Below are 11,936 nucleotides of genomic sequence, written 5' to 3'. Positions count from 1 at the left end.
GCCCGGCCGCCCATGCGGCAACCCCGGCCAGCCCCCAGAGCAGCGCCCACCCCGCCAGCGCCGCTACGACGGCCACCACCGCCACCCCCGGCGTCGCTCCACGGGCGAACCGGGCGCCCAGCCCGTCGCGCCACGGCTTCCACCGCCACATGACCACCACACCGGCGCACCGCGCAGCAAACATCGAGGCACCGAGCGCGGCCGCTGCCTCGGTGGTCCCGAGCGAGCTCAGGCAGCCTGCGCTCACGATGATGGCCAGCACTGACGCGGCCAGGCCGTAGGTGCCGTGGTACACGTCCGCCACGATCCCCCGCCGCCGTTCAATGTCCGCGCTGGCCAGCGCGGCATCGGCGGAGTCCGCCAGGCCATCCAGGTGTAGACCACCCGTCAGGACTGCCGCCCCGGCAATCGACAATCCGCCTCCGGCCAACCCGCCCACCAGCCACATCCAGAATCCCGCCTGCAGCCCTGCCGCAAGGCCGATGCCGAGGCCCACCACCGGAAACCAGGGCGCCGCGCGCTCCGGCGCCCACGCCGTTCGACCCGCCGGGACTACCGTGAGAAAGCCGACGGCCGTGCGCAGGCCCGAAGTCACAGGTTTGCTCCGTCCACCCCGGCATCGGCGAAGGTCGCCATCTCGTCCCGGATCGCCACGGCGGCGTCCACCAGGTGCAGGGCAAGCACCGCCCCGGTCCCCTCCCCCAGGCGAAGGTCGAGGTCGAGCAGGGGGCGCAGTCCCAGCGCTTCCAGGATGTGCCGGTGCCCCGGCTCCGCCGAGCGATGACCGGCGATGAGGCAGCGCTCAAGTCCCGGCACCAGCCTCGAAACTGCCAGCGCAGCCGCACCCGCGATGAACCCATCGAGCAGCACCGGCACACGCCGCTCAGCCGCCCCGATCATCACGCCGGCCAGCCCGGCAAGCTCGAACCCGCCCACCTTTGCCAGCACATCCAGGGCATCGCCTGAATCCGGCCGATGCAGCGCAAGGGCCCGCGCGATGACTCCCGCCTTGTGTCGCCGGGCAGCCTCGTCCAGTCCGGTGCCCCGTCCGGTGACCTCCTCGGCCGGGAGGCCAAGCAGCGCCGCCGTTACCGCACTCGCCGCTGTCGTGTTGCCGATGCCCATCTCGCCCACCAGGGCAAGATCAAGCCCGCGCCCGAGTTCGGCCGCAACCAGCTCTCTGCCCGCCTCCACCGCACCAGCAGCCTGCTCGCGCGTCATGGCAGGCTCCACAGCCATGTTCCCGGTCCCCGCCCCGAAGCGCCGCTCCACCAGGCGGCCTCCATGCCCCTCCAGCCGGACGAGGGTGCCGAAATCCGCAACCACGACCCGGGCCCGCGCCTGCCGGGCGAGCACATTCACGGCTGCCCCGCCCCGCAGGAAATTCCGCACCATCTGGACGGTCACACTCTGCGGGTAGAGCGACACCGCCTCCCGGGCCACGCCATGGTCGGCAGCCAGGACAAGCACACATCGCTCACGAAACCGGCAGCCCGGGTCGCCCGTGATGCCGGCCAGCTGAATCGCCAGTTCCTCGAGCCGCCCAAGGCTGCCCCGCGGCTTCGTGAGCTGGTCGAGCCGCCGCGCTGTCTGCTCAGCGGCGACGTTATCGAAGGACGGAAGCTTCACCGTCAACATGTGCATCACCATCCAGTGCGAGTTCGAACTCCGCGGCCCCGGCGAACGAGACCGGGGATACCCTGGTGCATCGCCTGGTCGATATCGACCCAGCGCCAGCCCAGTTCCGCGGCGAGTCCCCGGAACCGATTGCCCCACGACGGGCCGCCGGCATCGACCACCGCCGTCGTCGCCCCCGTGCGGTCGAGCGTGAACGCCCCCTCGCGCATCGCCTCCAGCGCGTCCAGCCCTGCATGCCCGGTATTTCCCCTGCCGTCGGTGATCACCACGGCGTAGGCGCCCGCAGCCGCTTCCCTCCGGAGGTGCGCTTCCACTGCCCGGGCGGCGGCTGCCAGCCCCGCCCCGAGCGGGGTTCTGCCCCCGGTGCGAACCGCTCCCAGCACCGCCCGCGCTCGCTCGATGTTCCGTGAAGGGGCCAGGTTGAGCGTCGCCCCGTGCCCGCGGAAGGTCACCACGGCCACCCGGTCCCTTCTCCGGTAGGCGTCCAGCAGAAATGACTCAGCAATTCCCCGCGCCGCCCACAGCCGCCGCCTCGCTCCCATCGAGCCGCTGGTATCCACGGCCAGCACCAGCAAACTGGCTCCTGTCGACCGTCGCCGCCTCCAGCGCAGCTCCCCGTTCACATCCGCGCCCGCGGCCCCCCGGCAGCGTCCCAGCGCGCGCGCACGAACCGTAGCGGCCAGGTCGAGGGCAGCCCCGGCCGCCCGTCGCCTGTCCGCCTCCCCCTGTGCCCGGCCTCGAGGTCCCCATCCTTCCGTCCGGCGTCCGCCCCCGCTGACTGCCGTACGCCCCCGGTACGCTTGCCGCCATCGCGCAACCCTCGCAATCGGTCCCGGGCTTTCGCCGCGTGGAGCCAATTGGTTCCCGGGCGACGCATCACCCGGCTGCTCCTCCCCGTCGCGGGGGCCGCTTTCGGCATCGCCGCCGGGACTCCCGCCTCCCGGGCCATCGGCGGCGGGGCTTCCTCCCCCGTCGCCGTCGCTCTTTCCGTCGCGACCCTCGAATCGCTCGAGAACTTCCTCCACGAGCGCCGGGTCGAGCCGCGGCTCCTCGAACGGCTGACGCCGCTGCCGGTGCGCCAGCACCAGCGGGGCGGCCCGTCGCACGTCCTCGAGCGTCGCCTTCACACGGCCCTCCCATGCGGCCAGGGCCCGCACCGCCCGATACAGCGCCAGGTCGGCCCGCAGACCTTCGACCCTCCCGGCGATGCACAGTTCCGCGATAGCTTCCCCAACCGTCTCGGGCAGCTCCATCTCGCCGAGCCGCTCCCGGGCCGACCGCAGGCGCGTACGCCAACGCTGCTCCTCGGCTTCCCAGCTGGCAGCGAAGGCGGCCGGGTTCGCGTCGAAGGCGAGCCGCCGGCGCAGTGCCTCCTGCCTGGTGCGCGCGTCTTCGATGTTTTCGGCCTCGGCCATCAGTCCGAAACGGTCCAGCAATTGCGGGCGGAGCTCCCCCTCTTCGGGGTTCATGGTCCCAACCAGGATGAACCGGGAGGGATGGGCAACGGATAGGCCATCGCGCTCCACCACGTTCACCCCGCTCGCCGCCGCATCCAGCAGCACATCGACGAGGTGGTCCGGCAGCAGGTTCACTTCGTCGATGTACAGGACCCCGCGATGCGCAGCGGCCAGCAGCCCCGGCTCGAACCGCAGCCGGCCCTCGCCCAGCGCCGCCTCCACGGAAAGCGTCCCAACGACTCGCTCCTCGGTAGCCCCAAGCGGCAGGTCCACCACGGGAGTCGCTCGCAGCTCTTCCCCGTCACCACGGTGCACTCCCCCCGGGCAGGTAGGTGCCCCCGGTTCGCACTGGAATCGGCACCCTGCCGCAACCGCCAGCGGCGGCAGCAACGCTGCAAGACCCCTCGCCGCGGTCGATTTCGCCGTACCTTTCCCTCCGCGGATGAGGACCCCGCCGATCTCGGGGTCGATAGCGTTCAAGAGCAGCGCCAGCTTCATTTGTTCCTGGCCGAGAATCGCGGGGAACGGGAACCGCACCGCTCCCGTGTCTCGTGCTCCTTCAGTCCCCATCTCCGGTAACTCCTTCCACGCCGGCCTCGATCCATCCATCCATTTCCAGCGCCGTCCGCTCCAGCGCTTCAAGGATTTCCCGGTCGGGCGCCTCCCACATGCCGCGCGAGGCTGCCTCCAGCAGCCGGCGCGCAATATCGCGGAGTGCCCACGGGTTCATCTCTTCAAGAAACCGCCGATTCGCGCCGTCCAGCACCAGCGATTCCGCCAGCGCGGAGTAGTCCCAGTCATCAGCCACCCCGGCGGTGGCGTCGTAGCCGAAGAGGTAATCCACCGCCTTCACCATCTCCGAACCCCCGGCATGGCCGTGCTGCCGCATGCCCTCCTGCCAGCGAGGATTGAGCACCCGTCGCCGCAGGGCCCGTTTGGTTTCGTCCTTCGCGTCACGCACGCCGGGCGCGTCAGGCCGGTAACTCTCGCCAATCCATGCGCGCGCCGATCGCCCGCCCAGCTCCTCGACCACCGCCACCATCGCCCCGTGGTCCTGGAAGTAGTCGTCGGTGTCCAGCACGTCGTGCTCCTCGTTGTCCCGGTTCTTCACCACCACGTCGACCTCTGCCGCACGCCGCGCGAACGCCTCCTGCCGCGGACCCAGGTATCGAGCCCCCCGGAACCCGTGTCCGACCCAGGTCGCATAGGCCTGCGCGAGGTCACGCCGCGTCTGCCAGTTCCCATGCTCGATGAGCTGCGCGACCGCATCGACGTACGTCCCCGGCGCCGGCCCGAATATCCGCAGGCCGTCCTCTTCCCCATTGCCCTGCAGCAGGTGCCGCCTGACGAAATTCGCCTCTGGCGGTTCGTCCTGCGCCGCTGCCAGCGCGACCGCCCGGTCGAGCAGCTCCATCACCTGCGGAAACGCGTCCCGGAAAAAGCCGCTCACCCGCGCCACCACATCGATCCGTGGCCTCCCGAGCTCCTCCAGCGGCACCGGCCGCAGGCCTGTGACACGCCCGCTTGCTTCGTCCCATACCGGTTCCACCCCCAGCAGTGTCAGCGCCTCCGCCACGTCCTCTCCCCCCGTCCGAATCAGGTGGGTACCCCACATCACCACCGTTACCGACTCCGGGTAGCGTCCCTCCTCTGCGAGGTGCTTCGCGATTACCGCCGCCGCGAGCCCTTTCCCGACCTCCCAGGCCGCCCGCGTCGGGATCGCTCGCGGGTCAAGCCCGTAGAAATTCCGCCCCGTCGGCAGGACCTCCAGCTGTCCCCGGGTTGGCGACCCCGCAGGACCCGGCGGTACGAAGCGGCCCTCCAGCGCCGCAACCACGGCCTCTGTCTCGCCCACGCAGCGGCGCAGCGCCGGCACCACCTCGGCGGCCAGCGATACCGCAGTCTCCCGGGTCCTGTCGCGTTCGAGCAGGTGGTCCCAGCCCGTCGGAGCCGGGATGTCCGCGTCCAGCTGTGCTGCGCGGGCGACGGCACAGACTGCAAGCCGTTCGATGGTCGCCGCAGCCTCCCCCGCCATGAGGCGCTGTCCTGCCGGTCCGTCCACCGCGAGCTCACGTTTGGCCAGCAGCTCCCGCCAGGACAGGCCCGCCTCCTCCGCCAGCACCTCGTGCAACGACGGCCGGTCGGTTGTCCTCACCCGGCCCATGCACGCGACCAGCTCTGCCAGCGCCTGCCCCTCAGGTGCCTGCCCCAGGATGTGGAGACCGACCGGGATCTGGGCAGTTTCGAGCTCCGACAGGTAACGGGCAACACGCCCGGCGAACTCACCGAGCCCGTCGTCGTTGGGCGGTGGACCAACTGCAGGGTCATGGTCCAGCCCGGTCGCCAGGCAGAGCTCCCGCAGGCGCACCGCTGCGGCCTCGAAGCCCGGGCCCGGCCCGCGTTCCAGCACGGCGCGGGCAGCCGCGAGGGTCTCCGCAAGCGGGCCATACACGCCGGACGCAGCCATCGGTGGCACCAGGTGGTCCACGATCACCGCATGGGCCCGCCGCTTCGCCTGCGTCCCTTCGCCGGGATTGTTCACGATGAACGGGTACACCAGCGGCAGCTGCTCCTGGGCCACCTCCGGGAAGCACGCCGCCGAAAGACCGACGCTCTTCCCCGGCAGCCACTCCAGGTTCCCGTGCTTCCCCATGTCCACCAGCGCATCCGCCCGGAACTCCTCGATGAGCCAGCGGTAGACACCAAGGTGCTGATGCGGCGGCGGGAGGTCCGGTGAGTGAAAGATGGCCCCGGGGTCGAAACCAAATCCCCGCTGCGGCTGCGGCCCAACCCAAATATTGCCGAACAACGCGCCCGGCACCGGCAGCATGTCGGCGCCCGTCAGCGGTTCGCCCGGGGGTTCTCCCCACTGGCGCAGCACGGCCTCGCGTGCCGCTCCCGCCACGCCGTCCAGCCACGCGGCGTAGCGAGGGACGGCAACCTTCCCCGGCGCCTGCGCCCACCGCTCCGGTGTCTCCTCGGCGAGCTCGTTCGAACACCGGCCAACGATGCGCTCCAGCAGCTCCTGCCCGTCGGCGGGCACCTCGTCCACGCGGTAGCCGGCGCGCTGGAGTGCCCGCAGTAACCGCACCGTCGATTCAAGCGCATCCAGCCCAAATGCGGACCCGAGTCGGGCATTCCTGCCGTTGGGACTGTTCAAGAAAATGGCCACCCGCTTTTCGGCGTTGGGCTTGCGCCGGAGCAGCGCGTGGCGCACCGCAAGCCGCGCCACTGACGCGGTCCTGTCGGGCAGCACGCCGGTCTTCGCCGGGGTGTCGCCCTCGCCCGGTTCGCGAAACCCCGCGAGCCCGCCCAGCATCACCCCGTCGACCTCCGGCAGCGCAACGTGAATCGCAAGATCCGTCCCATTGAGGCCCCTCGGGTTCCCCTCCCACGTCACGGCCCGTTCGAGACTGACTACGCCCTCCAGGACCGTCACGCCGCAGAACCCCAGCCCCTCGGCGGCCGGCCCCGCCGACCGTCCGCCGCGCGTCGCCGCGAACGAAAGCAGCGAAACCACGCAGTCCGGTCCGGGACCCCCGGCCAGCAGCAGCTCCCGGAGCGCCAGCGTCGCGTCGGCCTCCCCGTCTTTCCGGAGCAGCCCTGTGGTGAACACCGGCAGCACATTGGCCCCCGCTTCCTCGACCGCAGCGCAGAGCGCATCGATGGCGTCGGTATCGCCCGCCAGCAGATGCGTCCGGTAAAACACCACCGCCACGAGCGGCCGTTCCGGGTGCCAGCGCAGGGACAGGCTCGCCCGGTTGCTGATGCCCCGCGTCAGCGGGTCGTAGATGCCGTGTTCCGGCATCGGGAGTGGCGGCTCGACCGGCGTGGCGGCCCCGGTGTACCGGTGCGCCAGCAGGCGCAGCGCCCGGGCGAGATTTTCCGCGCCACCCTGCCGGAAATACTCCCAAACCTCCGCCCGCTCCTCCGCTCCGATCGTCGAAATCCGTGACAGGTCATCGTCGACGGGGGGAAAGGTCCGGCACGCCAGGAGCGGGATGCCGCGTTCCCGGCACCCGGCCGCAAGCCCGTCGACCAGTTCGGGCGCCATCTCGCGCCCGCCCAGGAGCCGCAAGACCACGGCCGCGGCGCCGGCCAGCAGGCGGTCGCAAAGCCCGGCATCACCGGACCGTCCCATGCCCACGACCTCGACCGCTGGCGCATCAACTGGCCATCCCGACCGCAGCCGCTCCCAGGCTGCCAGGTCGGCATCGTGGCTGGTCACGAGCACAATGCGGCCCGCCATCAGAACTCGACCCCCGGCTGCGCCTTGATCCCCTGTTCCCGGTATGGATGCTTCACCAGCGTCATCTCGGTCACCAGGTCGGCCGCTGCCACCAGCTCCGCCGGCGCGTAGCGGCCGGTGATCACCACATGCAGCAGGGGTGGGCGGTCGGCGAGCGCCGCCAGTACCTCCGAAGCCGGCAGCCACCCGTAGTGCAGGACGTACGTAAACTCATCGAGCACGAGCACATCCAGCTCTCCCGAGAACATCGCCCGGCAGGCCCTTCCCCACTGTTCGATGGCGAGCGCCCTTGTCCGTTCCGGGTCCTTCGATTTCCAGGTAAAGCCGTCACCCAGCGGGTGGACCGGCAGGCCGATACGCTTCGCCGCCCGGTGCTCGCCGAAATTCGCCGTAGGCGGTTTGATGAACTGGTACACCGCGACGCGCATTCCGCGGCCCCACGCCCGCAGCGCCATGCCGAACGCGGCCGTCGTCTTGCCCTTGCCGTTCCCCGTATTGACGATGAGGAGCCCCTTCTTCTTGCGCGGGCCCTTTACCGGCTGATGCTCGCCGAATCCGTCCGGAGCTCGTTCGCTCATGCCGATACCCCCGCCGCCGGCAGACGGAGCGCTCGGCAGATGACGTCGATAACATCAGCCTCCCCGGTGAACCGCACCGCCGGGCTGGTGCCGGGCCACGAGCCCGCCGCCACCAGGCGCCGGGCCCGCCCAATCGCGCCAGCCTGCGCGTCGCGCACCCGACCGGCCGGCAGATCGCACGCCACCACCGCCTCCGCCGCCTCTGCCAGCCGAACGTGCTCCGCCACGACCAGGGGCCCCGGCTCGCCCGCATCCACCGCGTCGAGGTACGGGACCCCCAGCGCCTCGCAGGTATCCCTGTCGCGGTCGCCCTCCGAGAGCGGACCCACCGTGACCAGGAATCCCGCGGCCACCAGCGCCCGGATCACACCGCCGCCCCGCCCGTGCCCCGCGACCACGTGCACGCGGGGTCCAGCCGATGCAGTCGCGCCAGCAGCCCGTTCGAACCACACCCGCAGCGAGCCGGAGGCAGGATCCGAGTAGATCCGGGCCTCAACGCCGAAGACGTCGCGCAGGAGTTGCGGCGTGAGCACGTCGCCAGGTCGCCCATCGGCCACCACCCGGCCGGCGCCGACGACCACCAGGCGGTCGCACCATCGGGCGGCCAGTTCCAGGTCGTGGAGCACGGCCGCCACCGCCTTGCCCCCCTCGTGGGCCAGGCGCTGCAGCAGGGCCATCAGCTCGAGCTGGTGCGCGACATCCAGGGAGGCCGTTGGTTCATCGAGCAGCAGCGCCGCCGTTTCCTGGGCGAGTCCGCGTGCGATGTGTACCCGCTGGCGCTCCCCTCCGCTCAGGGTCGAGACCTCCCGGTCGCCAAGTGCAAGAGTGGAGGTGGCGGCCATCGCCTCCCGGGCCGCGGCGAAATCCTTCTCCCCCTCTCGTTCGAAACGGCCAAGGTGAACGTACCGACCCATCAGCACCACCTCTCCCGCGGTGAAACCGCGGGCGGTGAGCTGCTCTTGCGGCACCAGCGCGAGGTGGCGCGCCAGCTCCCCGGCCGAAGGGCGCTCCCCGAGGGCTCCCCAGCGAACACGTCCCGCGCTGGTCCTCCAGGTTCCCGCCAGCAGCCGCAGCAGGGTCGATTTCCCGGCGCCGTTCGGCCCCACAATCCCCACCAGCTCGCCCGGGCGGAGCTCAACCGCAGCGTCCCGCAGCAGCCAGCGATTGCCCGCCCGGAACCCCGCCCCTTGAGCCGCAACCGATGCGGTCGCACCCGTCATCGCAGCCCTGCCATCGAGAACTGCGGCGGGTCAGCGACCGGGAACTCCGCCGGCCAGAGGATGTGAGCCAGGTGCTCTGCCGCGCGCACATTCGCAAACGAATTGGTGGTGTATAGCGAAGGCGGCACCACGTACACCTTCCCGTTTCGAATCGCCGGGACCCCCTGGAGCACCGGCTCCCCAAGTAGTTCCGCCTTGAACGCCTCGCCCTGCTTCGCCGGCATCGGGATGATGATGATGTCCGGGTTCGCGAGCACCACCGTCTCGAGGGTGATTTGCTTATTGCCCTTGACCCCGGCCATCGTGCCGCCGTTTCTCCCCCCGGCCGACGTGATGATCCCGTCGCCAGTCGTCCCCGACCCGGCAATGTACAGCGCCGTGTACTTCGTCAGGCTCGCGACCACCGGTTTCTGGGATTCCGGCTTCGCACTCGTCACCGAAACCAGCGCTCCGTAGCGCGCCGCCACCTCATCCGCGAGTGCAATCGCACGCTCCTCCTCGCCATAGATGTAGCCAAGCAGCAGGATGGCGTTGATTCGACCCGCCGGCGTTGGGTCCAGGTCAAGCTGGATCACCGGGATGCCGACTTTCTCGATCGCGACCACCAGTTCAGCCCGCTGAGTAGGCGTCGCAATCACCAGCTCAGGACTCAACCGAATCACCGGCTCGGGCTCGCGCGCCACCGTGGGCAGCCCCTGCACATATGGCGCAAGGAACGTAATGTCCGGGTTCTTCGTCGCCGAACCAACCCCCACCACCCGGTCGAGGGTCACCAGCGAGAGCGTGATTTCGTCGATCCCCGCCGACATCGTGTGAATGCGCCGCGGCGGCTGCAGAACCGTCCGCTTCCCGTTCAGACCGGTCACCTGGCGCGGCCAGCCAAGGTTGTTCGGGTCGGGGATCCCCGGCACGCCCTGCAGCCGTGCCCGGATGGCTGCCGCCCGGTCCGGCGTCGGGGTCGGTGTGGCAACTGAGGTGCCAGCCGCAGCCGAAGGGGCCGGGCTGAGCGTCCTCGGCGGATTGCCCGCTGCGTTCGTGGTCGTGGCCGCTGGACTCGATGTCGCCGTGGGAGAGGCCGTGCCCGTGGGCGCGGCCGCGGTTCCGGCAGGAGTGCTCCCGGCCTGCACCGTCGATACCGGCGAAGACGCCGGCGAGGCGGTCGCCGAAACGGCCGCCGAGGCAGTCGCGGTCGGCTCATCCTCCCGATCGTCGCCGCCGCACCCCACGCCGAGGGCGGAGAGTGCCCCCGCGAGGAGCAGACCGGCCGTTACCAGGCGCCAGCGCAAGTGGACATGCATCACACATACCTCAAAGGGAATTCGTAACGCTGGAACGTCGCCCCTGCCGAAGCAGCAGCAACGCGAACACCGGCGCTCCGCAAAGCGCCGTGACCATCCCCACCTGGATCTCCGCCGGCTGCGCCACTGACTTCGCGGCCGTGTCCGCCAGCAACAGGAACACCGCTCCCGCCAGGCACGAAACAGGCAGAACGACCCGGTTATCCGCCCCCAGCACCAGCCGTACCGCGTGCGGCACAATCAGGCCCACGAAGCCAATCGTCCCGCTCACCGCCACCGCCGACCCCGTCGCGAGCGCGGCCAGGCCAAGCAGCCCGTACCGGACCCGCGTTACCTCCACTCCGCTGCTTCGCGCGGTCTCGTCGCCCAGCGCCAGCAGGTTCAGGTCGCGGCCGAACAGGCACATCCCCGCGACCGCCCCGAGGATGGGCACTGCCACCACCCGCACGTACTCCCACGAAGCCCCTGCGAACCCGCCGGCAAGCCAGTACAGGATCCCGCGCAGTTCCTCATCGCGCGGCACCACCGCCACAATCACCGAGACAACCGCGCCGAGGAACGAGCTCAGCGCCACCCCCGCCAGCAGCAGGCCCGTCATCGAACCGCGGCCTGCTGCTGTACCAAGCACGGTGACTGCCAGCACGGCCGCCATCGCGCCGAGAAACGCCATCGCCGGCACGGTCCAGATCGAAGCCGCCCGGAGCCCGAACGCAATTGCCGCCACGGCCCCGGCGGAGGCCCCCGCAGACACCCCCAGGAGCCCGGGCTCCGCCATCGGGTTGCGGAACAGCGCCTGCATCACCGCGCCCGAGACCGCGAGGGCCATCCCGGTCAGGACTGCAGCAGCCACCCGCGGGAGCCGCAGCTGCTCAATAACCAGCCGATCCCGCTCCGAGGGCGCCCACCGGTCGATGCCGGCGTACCGGAGAAACGTCCCCGCGACGTCCTGCCACGGGATTGGCACCGGCCCTGTCGCCGTCCCGAGAATTGCTGCCAGCGCCAGGCAAACGGTCAGCACCAGTACGACGAGGATCGCCCGGCTCCTGGTCCTCCCCGGGAACCAGCCAGCCTGCTCCACGTAACCCGGCGCAGCCGGCGATGCGCCCATGGCACTCCTCCGTGGGTGTCCCGCCGATCACCGGGGAGTGCGCGGTCAGCTTCGTCGAAACCATGCGGCAGGCCCTGCGCCAGCGCGCAGCCAGCCTGCCCGGGGGAGCTCCTGCCGTCTATGAGGCAGCAAAAAGCCCCTCCGCAAGGAGGGGCAGCGTTCCCGAAACACATGGCTGCGCCGAGCGCCTGACCACGTGCCCACTACCCGTTTCCCCGCGGGCTAGACACTGACGCCGTCGGCGACCTGGCTTACCACCTGTCGTGGATCACAGTTGCGGGACAGCCCCGGATTTCCACCGGGTTCGCGATCGGACGTCGCGCGGAACATTAGCACGCCATCCGTCCCGGTGCAACGCCCACGCCCGGAGAGCCCTGCTCCGCTACCA

8 protein-coding genes and 1 riboswitch are annotated in these 11,936 nt (G+C 70.6%); all 8 genes read right to left on the bottom strand.

The features are described 5' to 3' along the window. Positions 1–595, bottom strand: a 595-nt coding sequence (locus VAE46_RS03855; protein WP_322795600.1) for an adenosylcobinamide-GDP ribazoletransferase, incomplete at its 3' end; no start/stop codon positions are given. After that, a complete protein-coding gene (cobT, locus tag VAE46_RS03850) occupies positions 592–1,650 on the bottom strand; it encodes a nicotinate-nucleotide--dimethylbenzimidazole phosphoribosyltransferase (RefSeq protein WP_322795599.1) in 1,059 nt (352 codons plus the stop codon). The genes VAE46_RS03855 and cobT, both read right to left, overlap by 4 nt. Next, a complete protein-coding gene (locus VAE46_RS03845) occupies positions 1,644–3,368 on the bottom strand; it encodes a VWA domain-containing protein (RefSeq protein WP_322795598.1) in 1,725 nt (574 codons plus the stop codon). Before VAE46_RS03845 ends, cobT begins: the two co-directional genes overlap by 7 nt. A 286-nt stretch (positions 3,369–3,654) precedes the next feature. Continuing rightward, positions 3,655–7,344 (bottom strand): cobaltochelatase subunit CobN, encoded by a 3,690-nt coding sequence (gene cobN / locus VAE46_RS03840; protein ID WP_322795597.1) that lies wholly within the window; start codon positions 7,342–7,344, stop codon positions 3,655–3,657. After that, complete coding sequence (cobO, locus tag VAE46_RS03835) at positions 7,344–7,922, bottom strand: cob(I)yrinic acid a,c-diamide adenosyltransferase (protein WP_322795596.1); 579 nt, start codon at positions 7,920–7,922, stop codon at positions 7,344–7,346. Before cobO ends, cobN begins: the two co-directional genes overlap by 1 nt. Further along, positions 7,919–9,142 (bottom strand): ABC transporter ATP-binding protein, encoded by a 1,224-nt coding sequence (locus VAE46_RS03830; protein WP_322795595.1) that lies wholly within the window; start codon positions 9,140–9,142, stop codon positions 7,919–7,921. The genes cobO and VAE46_RS03830 overlap by 4 nt, the downstream gene beginning before the upstream one ends. Continuing rightward, positions 9,139–10,053: an ABC transporter substrate-binding protein gene (locus VAE46_RS03825; protein WP_322795594.1), complete on the bottom strand. Its 915-nt coding sequence runs from the start codon at positions 10,051–10,053 to the stop codon at positions 9,139–9,141. The genes VAE46_RS03830 and VAE46_RS03825 overlap by 4 nt, the downstream gene beginning before the upstream one ends. 397 nt (positions 10,054–10,450) lie before the next feature. Then, positions 10,451–11,548: an iron ABC transporter permease gene (locus VAE46_RS03820; protein ID WP_322795593.1), complete on the bottom strand. Its 1,098-nt coding sequence runs from the start codon at positions 11,546–11,548 to the stop codon at positions 10,451–10,453. Positions 11,549–11,766: 218 nt separating this feature from the next. Beyond that, positions 11,767–11,903: riboswitch (cobalamin riboswitch) on the bottom strand. Positions 11,904–11,936 lie beyond the last annotated feature (33 nt).

This window comes from Tepidiforma sp. (assembly GCF_034433535.1).
Lineage (GTDB): Bacteria > Chloroflexota > Dehalococcoidia > Tepidiformales > Tepidiformaceae > Tepidiforma.
Note: the sequence above shows the minus strand (reverse complement) of the source record. Positions and strands in the feature narration are given on the sequence as shown.

Coding starts and splice junctions, on each gene's coding strand:
- cobT (WP_322795599.1), bottom strand. CDS start 1,650: ATGGTGATGCACATGTTGACGGTGAAGCTTCCGTCCTTCGATAACGTC.
- VAE46_RS03830 (WP_322795595.1), bottom strand. CDS start 9,142: ATGACGGGTGCGACCGCATCGGTTGCGGCTCAAGGGGCGGGGTTCCGG.
- cobO (WP_322795596.1), bottom strand. CDS start 7,922: ATGAGCGAACGAGCTCCGGACGGATTCGGCGAGCATCAGCCGGTAAAG.
- cobN (WP_322795597.1), bottom strand. CDS start 7,344: ATGGCGGGCCGCATTGTGCTCGTGACCAGCCACGATGCCGACCTGGCA.
- VAE46_RS03820 (WP_322795593.1), bottom strand. CDS start 11,548: ATGGGCGCATCGCCGGCTGCGCCGGGTTACGTGGAGCAGGCTGGCTGG.